Raw genomic sequence first — 16,433 nt, 5'->3', positions numbered from 1 at the left:
AGCACTGGAGGGAGCGGTATTTGCGGAAGCAGCGGCGGTACGGCTTTGAGGAGAGTTCGCTGTCGATATCGTATTGGGGGATGCCGAGGCTGTTGCCATCGCCTGCAAGGAGGCTTGGTTCGAGGTGGCAACCCCGGATTCTCGCTTCGCTTCATCCGGGCTACGAGATAGAGGACGGCTGTGCGGCGCGGTCTGTTGACCTGGGCGGTTCAGGCTGGGGGCCGATTTCATTACAGACGGGCTCGGCGCTGGCGCTATCGCAGAACTCTGACCCGTTGTCACCGAAGACTGCCGCAAACTCACCGTTAATTGTTCCGGTACTGCAACGTGCCGCGCCATCACTCCGCGCCACAGCAACAGGCAGCCGTGTGCGCCCAGCGCGATGATCAGCGCCAGCAGCAAATAACGGGATGAGGGGCGGGAAGGCTTCACGGGCGTCAGTATAAACGTCTGGAGCAAACAAAACGGGCACCCGCAGGTGCCCGTTGCTGATGACGCTACCGGGGTAAAACCCGGCAGACCGCCACTTACTTGATGATTGCCTTGGCCTTGGCCACTGCGTTCTCGACGGTGAAGCCAAATTCCTTGAACAGCAGCGGAGCTGGTGCGGATTCGCCAAAGCGATCCATACCCAGCACGTCGCCTTCCAGGCCAACGTACTTGCGCCAGAAGTCGGACACACCCACTTCGATGGCCAGACGCGGCACGCCAGCTGGCAGCACGCTAGCCTGGTAAGCCTTGTCTTGCTTGTCGAACACGTTGGTCGATGGCATGGAAACAACGCGCGATGCGATGCCTTCAGCAGCCAGCGCTTCGTGAGCCTTCACCGCCAGATCGAGTTCCGAACCGGTAGCAATGATCACAACCTTCGGGTTAGCCGCATCGCGCAGGACGTAACCGCCCTTGTTGATATTGGCGATCTGTTCGTCGTTACGAGCCTGGAATTGCAGGTTCTGACGGGTGAAGATCAGCGTCGAAGGTGTCTTGGTTTCTTCGATTGCGTGAGCCCACGCCACCATGCTTTCCACGGTATCGGCCGGACGCCATACGTTCATGTTCGGGATGTAACGCAGGGTCGATGTTTGTTCGACCGGTTGGTGCGTCGGACCATCTTCGCCCACACCGATCGAGTCATGCGTAAACACGAACAGTTGCGGGATCTTCATCAGGGCAGCCATACGCAGTGCATTGCGTGCGTACTCGCTGAACATCAGGAAGGTTGCGCCGTATGGACGATAGCCGCCGTGCAGCAAGATACCGTTCATGATCGCGCTCATACCGAATTCGCGCACACCATAGCTGATGTAGTTACCGGACAACGAATTGTCGGCTTCACGAGTCAGCGTCACGCTGGTCTTGACGTTGGTCAGGTTGGAACCAGTCAAGTCAGCCGAGCCAGCCAGGAATTCTGGCAGAGACGGGGTGTAGGCGTTCAGTGCGTTTTGCGAAGCTTTACGAGTCGCAATGGTTTCAGCCTTGCTGTTGGCTTCGGCCACAGCAGTCTTGACTACTTGTGCCCAGTCAGCTGGCAGACGATGCGCGTTGCGGCGCTCGAACTCTGCAGCCAGTTCCGGGTGAGTCTTGCTGTATTCGCGGTACAGGCTGTTCCATGCCGATTCCCACTTCTCGCCAGCGGCTTTCTTGTCCCAACCAGCGTAGACATCAGCAGGGATTTCGAATGGACCGTGGTTCCAGCCAATCGCAGCGCGAGTCGCGGCGATTTCTGCATCACCCAGCGGCGAGCCGTGGCTGTCGTGGCTATCAGCTTTGTTAGGCGAGCCCTTGCCGATCACGGTCTTGCAGCAGATCAGGGTTGGGCGTTGGGTTTCCGCCTTGGCTTCTTCGATTGCGGCCAGCACGGCGTCCACATTGTGGCCGTCGATTGGGCGAATCACGTGCCAGCCGTAGGCTTCAAAACGGCCAGGGATATCTTCGGTGAACCACTTGTCGGTGTGCCCGTCGATGGAAATGCCGTTATCGTCCCAGAAGGCGACGAGCTTGTTCAGGCCCCATGTTGCGGCCAGAGCACATGCTTCGTGGCTCACGCCTTCCATCATGCAACCGTCGCCCAGGAATACCCAGGTACGGTGGTCAACGATGTCAAAACCCGGGCGGTTGAATTCTTGACCCAGCAGTTTTTCAGCCAGCGCAAAACCCACTGCATTGGCGATACCCTGACCCAGCGGGCCAGTGGTGGTTTCAATCCCTTCGGTGTAGCCGTATTCCGGATGGCCCGGAGTCTGGCTATGCAGCTGACGGAATTGCTTGAGTTGTTCGATCGGCAGGTTGTAACCGGTCAGATGCAGCAGCGCGTACTGCAGCATGGAGCCGTGGCCGTTGGAGAGGATGAAGCGATCGCGGTTAGCCCAATGCGGGTTTTGCGGGTTGTGGTGGTAGTTACCTTCGCCCCACAAAGCCAGCGCGATTTCTGCCATGCCCATAGGCATGCCGGGGTGACCGGAGTTGGCTTTTTGAACTGCATCCATCGCCAGGGCGCGGATGGCATTGGCGAGATCGGCACGCGTTGCCATATGAGAAATCCTCTCGAAATTATTCGAAACGTGGTTCGAAGTGTGGGAAACAGAGATGGTACGGCGCAAAGTCGTCCACAAAATCGCTCTATCCAGACGGTCTGGTCAAAGCGGTTTTGTTGGCGACTTCAGGGCCGCGCCTTCGCACTGGCCGACATTATCCCCGAGTCATAGCCCTGGGGACAACCCGTAGCGAGAGCAAATCTCGTTACGTTTTAAACGGAACGGCCAAATCCGGCCTATCCGTCTGCCGAACACAAATAAAACCGGCAGTGCCAGGCACTGCCGTTTGCTAAAACGCGCCAGCACTCAATCGAGCACGTATTGCCCCGGCGCTGCCATGATTTTCGGGTATTGCCGGTTGGAAAGCTTCGGTTTGACCCGGTTGCCGCTAAAGGGTTGCAACCATTGCGCCCACGACGGCCACCACGATCCGGCCACCTTTTCCTGGCGACCATGCCAGTCGTCGGTTTCCTCACCACGAGTCACCGAACCCTGGCGAAAACTGCGTTTCGAGGTCGGTACCGGCGGGTTAACGATGCCCAGAATGTGCCCGGAACTGGATAACGTAAACGTCAGCGGACCTTTGGCGACGCGCGTCAGGCTCCAGGTTTGCTGCCAGGGGGCAATGTGGTCTTCCTCGGTGGAGACCATAAACAACGGCGTTTCGATGCGGGACAAATCAATCGGCTCACCGGCGATGGTCAGCGCATCGGGCTGGATCAATTTGTTATGAAAGTAGAACTCACGCAGATAGTAGCAATGCATTTTCTGCGGCATGCGCGTGGTGTCCATATTCCAGTACAACACGTCGAACGCCATGGGTGTTTCGCCCAGCAGATAGTTGCTGACCCAGTAGTTCCACACCAGGCTGTTCGGGCGCAGCATTCTGAAGCTCGACGCCATCTCGCGCCCATCCAGGTAGCCCTTCTGCGCGATGGTGCGCTCGACAAACGCCAAGCCTTGTTCATCCAGAAAGATATCGATATCGCCGGGTTTGGAGAAATCCGTGAGCGAGGTCAGCAAGGTGGAACTGGCAATCTTGCCCGCCTCGCCGCGTTTGGCCAGCCATGCCAGATAAGTCGCCACCAGCGTGCCGCCAATGCAGTAACCGGTGAGGTTAACTGTTTCGCTGCCAGAAATCGACCTGGCCACTTCAACAATCTGATCAATCCCTTCGCTCAGGTATTCATCAAAACCGACCTCGGCCGCATCCGCGCCCGGATTGACCCAACTGGCAATGAACACCGAAAAACCTTGCTCGGTCAGATATTTGACCATGCTTTTTTTGGCATCCAGATCCAGCACGTAATACTTGTTGATCCACGGCGGAATGATGACCAGCGGCACTTTGTACACATCTGGCGTCACCGCATCGTAGTGGATGACTTCCAGCAACGGCCCGCGATGCACCACAGCGCCGGGCGTCAGCGCCAGGTTCTCACCCACTTTGAAAGCGTCCGGATCGGTCATGGAAATCTCGCCGCGCTGCGCATCGCGCGCCAGATTCTCCAGCCCTTTTTGCAGGGACTCACCATGCGTTTCCAGGGCCCGGGCCATGGCAACCGGGTTCAGAAAGAAATAGTTATTGGGGGCAACGGCATTGAGCCACTGCCGCAGCCAGAACGCGGAGCGATTACGCTCGTCCTGGCTCAAGCCCGGCGTGGCAAACAGGGAGTCTTGCAGCCAGCGGGTGTTGAACAGATACCACTCTTTCAAGCCGTCCCAAAACGGCGACTCAACCCATTCCGCGGCGGTAAAACGGGTGTCTTCCGGGTTTGGCGCAAAAATATCGCTAACCGGCTGTCCCAGGAACCGCTGCCAGGTGTAGTCGCCCCATTGCCGGGCATCGTCCGCCCAGAACGCCAAGGCACTGGATAGCTCGGCAGGATGCGTCAACCAGGCCTGCTGCGCCTTGAAGGTAGTCGCCAGTAAACCGAACGGGTCAAATGCCTGGCGCAGATTGCGCTGCAGTTCGCTCAGGCGGGCTGTCTGTTCTTGTAGCAAGGAACGGTTGGTCATGAAGTGGCTCCGGCAGATAACCGATCAGACCAGCTTACGTTGCAGCGCACCAAAACTCAACGCCGCCCGGCAGGCATGCGATTAGTTGGCTTGTTACGCCACCAGCTGATTGGCTGCAGCCAGGCGTTCAGTAGTCCCGACATCCAGCCATTGCCCGGTAAAGCGCTCTGCGGTGAGCTGACGTTGTGCCATCCCCCGCAGAAAATGCGGCAACAACGGCGATGGTTTATTGGCTGGAACATCGCGCAAAAAGGCCGGCGTGTAGACCGCCAGCCCGGCGTAGGTCATCGGCTCGTCGCCGGCCTCGCTGGCTTTGGCATAGCCATCGGCGTCCATCGCCAGATCACGACCAGTGGGGTAGCTGGCTTTGGGCATCAGCACCAGATGTCCCAATTGTTGTGGCGCTTGCTGCATGCGCTGGGCCACGGCAACCAGCTGGGCGAAGTCATAGTCGGTAAAGATATCGCCATTAATCACCAGAAACGGCGCATCACCCAGCAAGGGCAAGGCATGGGCAATACCACCGGCGGTTTCCAGCGCCGTGGTTTCTGGCGAATAACTGATCCGCATACCCCAAGCGCTGCCATCGCCCAGCCGTTGTTCAATCAGTTGTCCCAACCATGCGTGGTTGATGACCACCTCACGGATGCCCGCAGCGGCCAGTTTTTCCAGATGCCACACGATCAGCGGCTTGCTGCCGACTTCCAGTAATGGCTTGGGGCAGGTATCAGTCAGCGGACGCATGCGTTCGCCACGGCCGGCGGCCAGAATCATTGCTCGCATGGATTGCTCGCTGAAGAATGGAATAGGTAGGGTTTGCACGTTTTAACGTGCGAACGCGTTCAATACCGTCGTTTTTTAAAAGGAAGCAAAAAAACGGACGGCGCCCGGCGCGAATGGCGCGCATAAACACGCACGCTGCACCTTCGCACCCGGCCGTTCAGTTCGTCAGAAGGTAAAACCGCTTTCGACCTGCTCACCCTGCGCATTCAGCAAAATGCGATACAGGCCGGTGAGTTCCGAATAACGCTGGCAAACCTTGCGCATATAGCCCAGCACACGTGGGATATCGGCCAGATAACGGTCTTTGCCATCGCGATGATGCAAGCGCGCAAACAATCCCAGTACCTTGATATGACGCTGCAAGCCTTGCCATTCGAAGGCACGGTAGAAGTCGCCAAAATCGTCGTTGACTGGAATACCTGCGGAGCGCGCTTTTTCCCAGTAGCGGATGACCAGATCGAGTGCAAAGGCTTCATCCCACTCGACGTAGGCATCGCGGAACAGGCTGACTACGTCGTAGCACAGCGGACCATTCACAGCGTCCTGGAAGTCAATCACGTACAACTCGTCGTCTTTGACCATCAGATTGCGCGAGTGATAGTCACGCAACATGAAGCCAGTCGGTTGCGCCAGGCATTGCGCCACGATCAGGGCAATCGAACGCTCCCAAGTCGCCAGGTCTTTGTCTTTGAGTTCGACGCCCAGATGTTTGCCCAGATACCACTCGCGGCCAATTTCCATTTCGCGACGCAAAAATGCGCCATCAAACGCTGGCAACTGCTCGGCCGAGGTGTTTTTCTGGATGTGGACCAGGGTATCAATCGCCTTCAGATACCAGGCTTTGGCGGTGCGTTCATCGGTCAGTAACTCCGAGAGCATCACGTCGCCCAGGTCTTCCAGCAGCGTCAGCCCAAGTTGCGCATCGTGCGCAATGACCTGTGGCACACGTACACCGGCGGCGGACAGCTGTTGCTGGATTGCCAAAAATGGCTGCGCATTGAATTGCTGTGGGTCGGCGTCCATCACCATCAGGCTGCGATCGGGCCATTGCGCACGCCAATAGACGCGAACACTAGCGTCGGAGCCGCCTGGTTGCAGGGTTTGGGGTGGCGCAATGGTGACCGAAGTCAGCCATTGCCTGATCTGATCGCCGCGCTCGGGGCTGCCTGGGGCGGGAATGTGAACGGTTTGCTGCATGAGACTCACTGCATTGCGGTAGAATCCGCCAATTCTATCAGCACGTCGCCCCGGCCCGCATGCTCGCCACTCCTCCCTTTCGTTGCACAGTTTTGATGTTCGCGCTGATAAGCGCGCTTTCGCACGCGGCCGAGGAGGCGCAAACCGAAGATGTGCCGGTCTCGATTGAGGCCGATCACATCGAAGGCCAGCAGCCCGACACCGCCAAAGCCACTGGCAATGTGCACATGACCAAAGGCGTCGAAGACTACTACGCCGACTGGGCGACCTACGACCAGTCGAACCAGCATTTGCTGGCTGGTGACAATGTGCGGCTGGAAAAAGAAGGCGACGTGATGACCGGTCACGAGCTGGATTATTTCCTGGATCGCAAAACAGGTACGCTGACTGACCCGGATTACCAGATCGCCCAAGGCCTTGGCCGCGGCAATGCGGTGACCTTGCTGTTTGAAGGTGACAAGCAATATCACTTCCAGCAAGGCCGCTTTACGACCTGCCCGGTCGACAATAACAGCTGGTATCTCAACGCCAAGAATATGTGGCTTGATTACAACGTGGAAAAAGGCGAAGCCACCAACGCCTGGATCGACTTCTACGGTGTGCCCATTCTGTACATGCCGTGGATGAACTTCCCGCTCAATAACAACCGGCAGACCGGTTTCCTGGTGCCAGCGTTGGCGGTGAACAACCGCAACGGCCTGGACCTGACGCTTCCGTTCTACTGGAACATCGCGCCGAACATGGACGCCACCATTTACCCGCGCTACCTCAGCGATCGCGGGCTGATGATGGGTGGTGAATTCCGGTATCTGGAGCCGTCATACTTTGGCTCGATCCGTGGGGATGTGCTGCAAGACAAAGAAGCGGACATGACCCGCTACGATATCTTTTTCAAGCATTCGCAGACGCTGACCGACCGCTTGCACTTGACCCTGGATATCCAGAAGGTCTCGGACGACAACTACTTCAACGATTTTGGCGATCGCGCCGCTGTCGCTTCGCAAACCAGCCTGCCCCGCCAGGGTGTACTGACTTACACCGGCGACGGCTGGTCCAGTTCGATGAACTGGCTGCATTACCAGACACTGCAAAGCGTCACCAATCCGATTGCGATTCCGTACGCGCTATCTCCGCAAATCACGTTTAACACTGCGCCGACCTATCTGGACGGTCGCATACAAACAAACGTGCAGGCGGAATTCACCAATTTCACGCATCCGACTGAAACCAATGGCTACCGCACCTGGGTTTACCCCAGCGTGTCAGTGCCGTTCCTGACGTCGTACAGCTTTATCACGCCAAAGATCGGCGTGCATGCCACTGAATACAATCTGACCGCGGCCAATGGCAACAGCGAGGGCAGCGAAAGCCGCGTGTTGCCGATCATGAGTCTGGATTCGGGTCTGGTGTTTGAACGCGACCTGGACTACAAGGGCGACAGCTATACGCAAACGCTGGAACCGCGCGCTTATTACTTGTATATCCCGTATCGCAATCAGTCCGGCCTGCCTAACTTTGACTCGGCCCAGACCGATTTCTCGTATTCGCAGATGTTCTCGGAAAACCGCTACACCGGTAACGACCGCATCAACGATGCCAACCAGATCACCGTCGCGCTAACTTCGCGCCTGTTTGAGTCTGACACTGGTATCGAACGGCTGAATGCAACCATCGGCCAGCGTTTCTATTTCAAGAGCCCGCAAGTTTCGCTGGATAGCAGCACGATTCCGAACACCAGCAAGTCCGATTTGCTGGTTTCGCTGGGCGGCGAAGTCCTGCGCAAGCTCAATGCTTCATACGAAATCCAGTACAACCTGCAGGATCGCACCACCTCTTACAATGCATTCAACCTGACCTGGCGACCGGACGACGCCAAGGTCTTCAACATGCGCTACATCTATAGCACCTACACCTCGCCGCTGACCAAGCAAGTGGACTTCTCCGGTCAATGGCCGCTGGGCGCCGGCTGGTATGGTGTGGGCCATGTGAATTATTCGCTGATCCCGTCCGATACCAACCGTTTTCTGGATACACTGGCCGGCGTTGAATACAATGCGGGCTGCTGGGCATTGCGTCTTGCCGCCCAACGTTACGTAACCAGTGACGGTGGCACCAGCAACACGTTCTACTTCCTGCTGCAACTTGGTGCACTCGGTGGTTTGGGGACAAATCCTCTTAGCGCCTTGCGCACAGCCATTCCTGGCTACACCGATATCTTTAGCCCTAACAAGTGATCGACTTTATGAAGCTCCGTTCCATTTTTGCGCTCGCTGCCCTGGTTACCACCATTGCGGCGCCAGTGTCTCAGGGCGCCGACGTCCAGACTGTCGACCGCATCGTGGCCGTGGTCAATCGCGAAGTCATTACCGCGAATGAACTGGCGGCCCGCGTCGCCCAGGTCCGCCAGAACCTCAAGTCCCAGAAAATCGCCGAACCACCGATGGACGTGCTGCAACGTCAGGTGCTCGAACGCATGATCAACGAAGACGTGCAACTGCAGTTCGCTGCATCTACCGGCTTGAAAGTGGACGATGCGCAGCTGGATCAAGCCACCACTGCGCTGGCCAAGCAAAACAAAATGACCGTGCCGCAATTTCGCGATGCGCTCACCGGCCAGGGCATTACCTGGCCTGAGTTCCGCAAACAGATCCGCACTGAAATGACCCTGCAGCGCTTGCGCCAGCGTGAAGTCGACAACCGCGTGGTCGTGACCGATGCCGAAGTCGATGAATACCTGAAGCTCAATGCCAACAAGCAGCAGATGGATTACCGTCTGGCGCACGTGCAAGTTGCAGTGCCGGAAAACGCCACGCCGGATGAAGTACAAGCCCGTCGCGCCAAGATTGTGGCAGCTCGCCAGGCCATTAGTGATGGCAAGGATTTCGGTACCGTGGCGGCACAGTACTCCACCGCCAAAGACGCAACCGAAGGTGGTCAACTGGGTTGGTACGCTGCTGGCAGCTTGCCGCAGCAAATGGTTGATCTGCTGCAGCAAATGCAGCCGGGTCAGCTGACCGACATCATCCGCAGCCCGGCCGGTTTTGAACTGGTCAAGCTGATGGAAGTGCGCAAGCAAGACAGCCAGCAAATGGTTCAGCAAACTCACGTGCGCCACATTCTGATCCGTCCGAGCGAACTGGTTTCCGAAGCTGAAGCCAAAGCCAAGTTGATCCAGATTCGTGACCGTATCGAGCATGGCACCAAGTTTGAAGAAATGGCTCGCGCCTTTTCGGAAGACGGCAGCGCAGCCAAGGGTGGCGATCTGGGCTGGATGAATCCGGGCGAAACCGTGCCTGAGTTTGAACATGCCATGGACGCACTGAAGATTGGTGACGTCAGCCAGCCGGTGCAAACGCAGTTTGGTTTTCACTTGATCCAGGTGCTGGATCGCCGCCAGCAGGACGTGACGCAAGATCGCGAGCGCTTTGGCGTGCGTAATGAACTGCGCCAGCGCAAGGCCGACGACCAGTACGAAAGCTGGGCACGTCAGTTGCGTGATACCGCGTACGTTGATCTGCGCCTGAAAGACGAATAAGCCAGTCGGCGTTGCAACGCATCAAGGACCAGTCATGAGCGCTCTGCCCCGCATTGCAGTCACCAGTGGCGAACCGGCCGGTATCGGCCCGGAGCTACTGGCTGCGCTGGCGGATGCCGCTCTGCCAGCGCAACTGGTTCTGCTGGGCGACCGTGCTTTGCTGCGTGAGCGCGCTGCGTGCAGCGGCAGCAAAGCCGAGTGGCCCGATTACCAACGAGATACCACGGCTGCTGTCTCGCTACTGCATGTGCCGCTGGCTCAGCCCGCTGTGGCAGGCCAGTTGAACACCGCCAACGCCCAGTACGTACTGGATATGCTCGACATCGCCACCGATGGTTGCATGACCGGCGAGTTTGCGGCGGTCGTCACCGCGCCTTTGCACAAAAGCGTGATCAACGATGGCGTGGCCAGCCAGCCCGGCAAGTTCTTTTACGGGCACACCGAATACCTGGCCGAGCGCACCCACACGCAGCGCGTGGTGATGATGCTGACCGGCGCCAATTTGCGCGTAGCGTTGGCAACCACCCACCTGCCACTTAAAGATGTGGCCGCCGCCATCACCGAAGGCAGCCTGACTGAAACGCTAGAGATTCTGCACTCGGATCTCAAACACAAGTTTGGTCTGGCCAATCCTCGCATTCTGGTCGCGGGTTTGAACCCCCACGCGGGTGAATCCGGACATCTCGGGCGGGAAGAAATTGACGTCATTATCCCGACGCTGGATAAACTGCGCGCACAGGGCATGACGCTGATCGGGCCGCTGCCCGCCGACACGCTGTTTAATCCGGCGCAGCTGGAACGCGGTGACGCGGTTCTGGCGATGTACCACGATCAAGGCTTGCCGGTGCTCAAATTTGCCAGCTTTGGCGCGGGCATCAATGTCACGCTCGGCTTGCCGATCATTCGCACGTCGGTCGATCATGGTACGGCGCTGGATCTGGCTGGCACCGGGCGCGCCGACGCGGGCAGCCTGATTGCTGCCACAGAACTGGCCATTAATCTGGCCAATGCCGCTCACGGTTAATCCCGATTATCAACCGCCCCGGCACCCTATACAGTATCGCCAGCCAGTGCTTGAACACTGACATGGCGATTTTCCATTTTTAGAACTGGTTATCCAGAAAGCACATCGCATGGGCCACATTCCCCGCAAACGTTTTGGGCAGAACTTCCTGCAAGACCAGGGCGTGATTTACGACATCGTTGCCTGCATCAACCCGCAACCGGGCGAGCCGCTGGTCGAAATCGGGCCAGGTCTGGCTGCGCTGACCGAGCCGCTAATGACGCGGGTTGGGCATCTGCACGTAGTGGAGATCGACCGCGATATCGTCACCCACCTGGTGCAGCGCTTCAAACCGGAACAACTGACCATTCATAACGAAGATGCCCTCAAGTTTGATTTCGGCGCGCTGGCCGCACACATTGCGCCGGGCAGCCGCATCCGGCTGGCGGGCAATCTGCCGTACAACATCTCGACCCCGCTGTTGTTCCATCTGGCGGAGTTCGGCTCGTCTATTGCCGACATGCATTTCATGTTGCAAAAAGAAGTGGTTGACCGCATCGCCGCTGAACCGGGTACGGCCGATTACGGACGGTTGTCGATCATGTTGCAGGTGCGTTTTGCTACCGAACACATGCTGGATGTGCCGCCGGGCGCATTCTATCCGCCGCCCAAGGTTGATTCGGCTGTCATCCGGCTGATCCCGTGGCCAACGCCGCCGTGGCCGGTGGACGATATGCCGACACTGGAAAAACTGGTGCTCAAGTCTTTCGCTGCCCGCCGCAAAACCCTGCGCAACAACTTGCGGGGCGTGGTGGACGATGCCGAACTGGCAGGCGTGGATATTGATGCGGGCATGCGTCCGGAACAGATCACGGTCGAACAGTACGTGCGGCTGGCCAACTGGATGTTTGCGCAGAAGCGGGCCATTGGCGGATAAGCACAACTTGCCGTGGTCAAATTTTGCGAATTACCGTAAATTCGGTGCAGCACATCCTGTAAGCGTCCCCGCCATTCGCTGTGCCAGAACTCATCGCTCTGGCCCCACTGGCAGGGGCCAAACCAACCCCATCGGGCATACGCAATGAACGCAGAAACCGCCGCCATGATCCGCTTCAATCAGGTCAATAAATGGTATGGCCGTGAGCACCATGTGCTCAAAAACATCAGCCTTGAAGTCAAAACCGGCGAGGTTGTGGTGGTGTGCGGGCCGTCCGGTTCGGGCAAATCCACGTTGATTCGCACTATCAACCAGCTCGAAGCCATTAACGATGGCGAAATCTGGGTCGATGGCATCCAGGCCAACAACCCGAAAACCAATATCAATCGCCTGCGCGAAGAGGTTGGTTTTGTCTTTCAGCACTTCAATCTTTACCCGCATTTATCGGTGCTGGAAAACATCACGCTCGCGCCGATTCGCGTACGCAAGATGAGCCTGATTGATGCCAACGCACGCGCCATGGAACTGCTGGAGCGCGTTGGTCTGGCGCACAAACGCGATGCTTATCCGGCCCAGTTGTCGGGTGGCCAGCAACAACGCGTCGCCATTGCGCGCGGCCTGGCCATGCAACCCAAAGTCATGTTGTTCGATGAGCCAACTTCGGCGCTAGACCCGGAAATGATCGGCGAAGTGCTAAAAGTAATGCAGGGTCTGGCCGGTACGGGCATGACCATGATGGTGGTAACCCATGAAATGGGCTTTGCCCGTGAAGTAGCCGACCGCGTTATTTTTCTGGATCACGGCGAAATGCTGGAAGAAGCTGCACCAGAAGAGTTCTTCCATCATCCGCAGCATGAGCGGACCCGGCAGTTTTTGCGGCAGATTCTGGCGCCAATGCACGGTTAAGGTGCATCAAACGCACCCCGACGGGGCCGGCAAAAATGTCGGCCCCTTTGTTTTTTATTAGTAAAATCCGCAACTTGCGTCATTATTCAGACAGCATGAAACTGAATCTGAAACTGCTTTGAACAACCCCGGCAATTCAGGGATATCACTAAGGGCGTTTGAAACGCTGCATCCCTATACTGCCGTCATGCCCATCACAGCTCGTGGAGAATAAAATGTTCAAACTTGTGCCCGCCGCACTGGCTCTTGCCGCCCTCTGTAGCATGACCGCCGCCCACGCCGAAGAACTGACCGGCACCCTTAAAAAGGTGAAGGAAAGTGGTGAAATCGTAGTGGGCGTGCGTGATTCGTCCATTCCGTTTGCTTATTACGACAACCAGCAAAAGCCGATCGGCTACTCGATGGATCTGGCAGGCAAGATTGTGGACAACGTCAAAAAGACGCTGAACATGCCCAACCTGAATGTGCGCTACAACCTGGTGACCTCGCAGACTCGTATTCCGCTGGTCACTAATGGCACCGTCGACTTTGAATGTGGCTCCACCACCAACAACGTCGAGCGCCAGAAGCAAGTGGCTTTCTCGGTGGGCATTTTTGAAATCGGCACCCGTTTGCTGACCAACAAGAAATCCGGCATCAAGGACTTCTCTGACCTGGCAGGCAAGAACGTGGTGACCACTGCCGGCACAACGTCCGAGCGCCTGATCAAGGCCATGAACGCCGACAAGAAAATGAACATGAACATCATCAGCGCCAAGGATCACGGCGAGTCTTTCCTGATGCTTGAATCGGGTCGCGCTGTTGCCTTCATGATGGATGACGCTTTGCTGGCCGGTGAAATGGCCAAGGCCAAGAGCCCGGGCGACTGGACCATTACCGGCAAATCGCAATCGTACGAAATCTACGGTTGCTCGATGCGCAAGGAAGATCCGCAGTTCAAGAAGGTTGTGGACGATGCAATCAAAGCCACCTTCAAATCCGGTGAAGTTAACAAGATGTACACCAAGTGGTTCCAGCAACCGATTCCACCAAAGAATCTGAACCTGAATTTCCCGATGAGCGACGAGCTCAAGCAACTGATCGCCAATCCGACGGATAAATCTGCGGAACAGATGTAAACCGCGGTCGTCCCGAACAAAAGGGGGCAAAGCGCCCCCTTTTTTGTCATAAAGAAACCAACACACACAGCAAGTACCCGCTCACCCCGGGTACCACAAGAGCTATGCCACGCCCGCCGGAGTTGATCTTGGGCGCCATGCTGGCTTGTGCTTTGCCATTGCTGCTGTCAGGGGGAATAACATGAATTACCACTGGGATTGGGGCGTGTTTTTCAAGCCCACCGGGGTAGGCTCGGAAATCTATCTGAACTGGTTTATTGCCGGTTTGGAGATGACCCTGGGTCTGGCGCTGGCAGCCTGGATTATCGCGCTGGTGCTGGGCACCGTCCTGGGCGTAATGCGCACTTTGCCGGGCAAAATATTGCCGCGCATTGCCGGCGCTTACGTCGACTTGTTCCGCAACGTGCCATTGCTGGTGCAATTGTTTATCTGGTACTACGTCATACCGGATTGGCTGCCCGAGAGCATGGGCAACTGGCTCAAGCAAGATATCTCGCCCATCATGAACGCCTTTATCACGGTCACCGTGTGTCTGGGCCTGTTCACGGCGGCGCGGGTCTGCGAGCAAGTGCGTACCGGCATTCAAGCACTGCCCAAGGGCCAGACCAATGCAGCACTGGCGCTTGGGCTGAGCCTGCCGCAGGTGTATCGCAATGTGGTGGTGCCACAGGCGTTTCGCATCATCATTCCGCCATTGACCTCCGAGTTTCTGAACATCATCAAGAACTCGTCAGTGGCGTCATTGGTGGCTTTGCCGGAACTGCTGGCGCAAACCAAGCAGACGGTGGACTTTACCGCCAACCAGTTTGAAGCCTATACCGTCGGCACCTTGATCTACTTTGTGGTGAACATCGGACTGATGCTGTTCATGCGCTGGGTGGAAAAACGCCTGCGTGTACCGGGCCTGATTGCGCTGGGAGGCAAATAACATGCTGCATTTTTCTGATCTTTCCGGATCGCTGCCCGGCTTGTGGGACGGCATGAAAATCACACTGCAGATGTTGCTGATGGCAGTTGTCGGCGGCATGGTGCTGGGTACACTGCTGGCGCTGGCGCGACTGTCGAGCAACAAGTTTCTCAGTTCGCTGGGCGGGTTCTACGTTACTTACTTCCGTTCGATCCCATTGCTGATGGTGATCTCGTGGTTCTACTTTGCCGTGCCGCTGATCATTGGCTGGGTCACTGGCGCCAACCACCCTATCGGCGCTTTTGTGTCTTGCCTCGTGGCGTTCACCATGTTCGAGGCCGCGTATTACGCCGAGATCGTGCGGGCCGGCATTCAGGCGGTTTCGCGCGGCCAGATCAACGCTGCCTATGCGCTGGGCATGCCCTACGGCCAGGCCATGCGTCTGGTGGTGCTGCCGCAAGCGTTTCGCAAAATGACGCCGCTGCTGCTGCAACAGTCGATCATCCTGTTTCAGGATACATCGCTGGTCTACGCGGTCGGTGTGCTCGACTTCTTTAACGTCGCCTACTCCAAAGGCAACATCACGGGTGAATTGCAGCAGTACATCCTGCTGGCCGGTGTGGTGTATTTCGTGATCAGCTTCGGTGCCTCCCGCCTGGTGAAGCATCTGCAAAAAAGGATGACCGTATGATTTCCATCAACAACATCAGCAAGTGGTATGGCGAATTCCAGGTGCTGACCGATTGCACCACGCAGGTTGAGAAAGGCGAAGTGGTGGTGGTGTGCGGGCCCTCGGGCTCGGGTAAATCCACGCTGATCAAGTGCGTTAACGGGCTGGAGCCATTCCAGCAAGGCACCATCACGGTGGAAGGCACCTCGGTAGGCGATGCCAAAACCAATCTGCCCAAGCTGCGCAGCCGTATCGGCATGGTGTTCCAGAACTTTGAACTGTTTCCGCATCTGACCATTGCCGACAACCTGACCATTGCGCAGATGAAGGTACTCGGCCGCGGCAAAGACGAAGCACTGGAAAAAGGCATGAAACTGCTGGATCGCGTCGGCCTGAAAGCGCAAGCCGCCAAGCACCCGGGCCAGTTGTCTGGCGGTCAGCAACAGCGTGTGGCCATTGCGCGCGCGCTGGCCATGGACCCGATCGCCATGCTGTTTGACGAGCCAACCTCCGCGCTTGATCCGGAAATGATCAACGAAGTGCTGGATGTGATGGTCGAACTGGCCAAAGAAGGCATGACCATGATGTGCGTGACCCACGAAATGGGCTTTGCCAAGAAAGTGGCAAATCGCGTCATCTTTATGGATCGTGGCCAGATCATTGAAGATGCCAAAAAAGAAGAGTTCTTTGGCAGCCCGCGTTCGGAACGGGCGCAGGCGTTTTTGTCGAAGATTCTGCAGCACTGATACGCCGCAGCATCGGCCACATAGAAAAAGCCACGACTTCAGTCGTGGCTTTTTATTTACCCAACACAATCACACCAA

13 protein-coding genes are annotated in these 16,433 nt (G+C 57.1%); 9 read left to right on the top strand and 4 right to left on the bottom strand.

All coding sequences use genetic code 11. From position 1 onward, the window contains the following. Positions 1-527: 527 nt before the first annotated feature. From tkt to P4L78_RS00975, 4 genes are all read right to left on the bottom strand, one after another. Positions 528-2,531, bottom strand: a complete 2,004-nt coding sequence (tkt, locus tag P4L78_RS00990; protein WP_283150816.1) for a transketolase — start codon at positions 2,529-2,531, stop codon at positions 528-530. 309 nt (positions 2,532-2,840) lie between these two features. Beyond that, positions 2,841-4,553, bottom strand: a complete 1,713-nt coding sequence (locus tag P4L78_RS00985) for an alpha/beta fold hydrolase (protein WP_309326336.1) — start codon at positions 4,551-4,553, stop codon at positions 2,841-2,843. 93 nt (positions 4,554-4,646) lie between these two features. After that, the gene (gene murU, locus P4L78_RS00980) at positions 4,647-5,336 is read right to left on the bottom strand and encodes an N-acetylmuramate alpha-1-phosphate uridylyltransferase MurU (protein WP_309326334.1); all 690 of its coding nucleotides are present in this window, start codon (positions 5,334-5,336) and stop codon (positions 4,647-4,649) included. 165 nt (positions 5,337-5,501) lie between these two features. Next, positions 5,502-6,533: an aminoglycoside phosphotransferase family protein gene (locus tag P4L78_RS00975; RefSeq protein WP_283150819.1), complete on the bottom strand. Its 1,032-nt coding sequence runs from the start codon at positions 6,531-6,533 to the stop codon at positions 5,502-5,504. Between the two features lie 95 nt (positions 6,534-6,628). Here P4L78_RS00975 and P4L78_RS00970 point away from each other — a divergent pair, with 95 nt between their 5' ends. The 9 genes from P4L78_RS00970 to P4L78_RS00930 all read left to right on the top strand — a co-directional run bounded on the left by P4L78_RS00970 (position 6,629) and on the right by P4L78_RS00930 (position 16,355). Next, positions 6,629-8,767, top strand: coding sequence for an LPS-assembly protein LptD (locus P4L78_RS00970; RefSeq protein ID WP_283150820.1), 2,139 nt, complete (start codon positions 6,629-6,631; stop codon positions 8,765-8,767). A gap of 8 nt (positions 8,768-8,775) precedes the next feature. Next, entirely contained in the window at positions 8,776-10,068 is a 1,293-nt protein-coding gene (locus P4L78_RS00965; protein ID WP_309326331.1) for a peptidylprolyl isomerase, read from the top strand. Between the two features lie 34 nt (positions 10,069-10,102). Further along, complete coding sequence (pdxA, locus tag P4L78_RS00960) at positions 10,103-11,092, top strand: 4-hydroxythreonine-4-phosphate dehydrogenase PdxA (protein WP_309326328.1); 990 nt, start codon at positions 10,103-10,105, stop codon at positions 11,090-11,092. A 109-nt stretch (positions 11,093-11,201) separates the two neighbouring features. Further along, complete coding sequence (rsmA, locus tag P4L78_RS00955; RefSeq protein WP_309326326.1) at positions 11,202-12,008, top strand: 16S rRNA (adenine(1518)-N(6)/adenine(1519)-N(6))-dimethyltransferase RsmA; 807 nt, start codon at positions 11,202-11,204, stop codon at positions 12,006-12,008. Positions 12,009-12,173: 165 nt separating this feature from the next. After that, positions 12,174-12,914, top strand: a complete 741-nt coding sequence (locus tag P4L78_RS00950) for an amino acid ABC transporter ATP-binding protein (RefSeq protein ID WP_309326375.1) — start codon at positions 12,174-12,176, stop codon at positions 12,912-12,914. A gap of 215 nt (positions 12,915-13,129) precedes the next feature. Continuing rightward, entirely contained in the window at positions 13,130-14,032 is a 903-nt protein-coding gene (locus P4L78_RS00945; protein ID WP_309326324.1) for a glutamate/aspartate ABC transporter substrate-binding protein, read from the top strand. A 181-nt stretch (positions 14,033-14,213) separates the two neighbouring features. Continuing rightward, a complete protein-coding gene (locus P4L78_RS00940; protein WP_309326322.1) occupies positions 14,214-14,960 on the top strand; it encodes an amino acid ABC transporter permease in 747 nt (248 codons plus the stop codon). A 1-nt stretch (position 14,961) separates the two neighbouring features. Beyond that, positions 14,962-15,630 (top strand): amino acid ABC transporter permease, encoded by a 669-nt coding sequence (locus tag P4L78_RS00935; RefSeq protein WP_283150826.1) that lies wholly within the window; start codon positions 14,962-14,964, stop codon positions 15,628-15,630. Beyond that, positions 15,627-16,355, top strand: a complete 729-nt coding sequence (locus tag P4L78_RS00930; protein ID WP_309326319.1) for an amino acid ABC transporter ATP-binding protein — start codon at positions 15,627-15,629, stop codon at positions 16,353-16,355. Before P4L78_RS00935 ends, P4L78_RS00930 begins: the two co-directional genes overlap by 4 nt. The last annotated feature ends 78 nt before the right edge of the window (positions 16,356-16,433 follow it).

The sequence above is a fragment of the Silvimonas sp. genome, assembly GCF_031291215.1.
GTDB lineage: Bacteria > Pseudomonadota > Gammaproteobacteria > Burkholderiales > Chitinibacteraceae > Silvimonas > Silvimonas soli.
Note: the sequence above shows the minus strand (reverse complement) of the source record. Positions and strands in the feature narration are given on the sequence as shown.

Excerpts from the sequence above, each read along its gene's own strand:
- P4L78_RS00970 (WP_283150820.1), top strand. The coding sequence starts at position 6,629 with ATGTTCGCGCTGATAAGCGCGCTTTCGCACGCGGCCGAGGAGGCGCAA.
- P4L78_RS00965 (WP_309326331.1), top strand. The coding sequence starts at position 8,776 with ATGAAGCTCCGTTCCATTTTTGCGCTCGCTGCCCTGGTTACCACCATT.
- P4L78_RS00940 (WP_309326322.1), top strand. The coding sequence starts at position 14,214 with ATGAATTACCACTGGGATTGGGGCGTGTTTTTCAAGCCCACCGGGGTA.
- P4L78_RS00935 (WP_283150826.1), top strand. The coding sequence starts at position 14,962 with ATGCTGCATTTTTCTGATCTTTCCGGATCGCTGCCCGGCTTGTGGGAC.
- rsmA (WP_309326326.1), top strand. The coding sequence starts at position 11,202 with ATGGGCCACATTCCCCGCAAACGTTTTGGGCAGAACTTCCTGCAAGAC.
- P4L78_RS00950 (WP_309326375.1), top strand. The coding sequence starts at position 12,174 with ATGATCCGCTTCAATCAGGTCAATAAATGGTATGGCCGTGAGCACCAT.
- pdxA (WP_309326328.1), top strand. The coding sequence starts at position 10,103 with ATGAGCGCTCTGCCCCGCATTGCAGTCACCAGTGGCGAACCGGCCGGT.
- P4L78_RS00945 (WP_309326324.1), top strand. The coding sequence starts at position 13,130 with ATGTTCAAACTTGTGCCCGCCGCACTGGCTCTTGCCGCCCTCTGTAGC.
- P4L78_RS00975 (WP_283150819.1), bottom strand. The coding sequence starts at position 6,533 with ATGCAGCAAACCGTTCACATTCCCGCCCCAGGCAGCCCCGAGCGCGGC.
- P4L78_RS00930 (WP_309326319.1), top strand. The coding sequence starts at position 15,627 with ATGATTTCCATCAACAACATCAGCAAGTGGTATGGCGAATTCCAGGTG.
- murU (WP_309326334.1), bottom strand. The coding sequence starts at position 5,336 with ATGCGAGCAATGATTCTGGCCGCCGGCCGTGGCGAACGCATGCGTCCG.
- P4L78_RS00985 (WP_309326336.1), bottom strand. The coding sequence starts at position 4,553 with ATGACCAACCGTTCCTTGCTACAAGAACAGACAGCCCGCCTGAGCGAA.
- tkt (WP_283150816.1), bottom strand. The coding sequence starts at position 2,531 with ATGGCAACGCGTGCCGATCTCGCCAATGCCATCCGCGCCCTGGCGATG.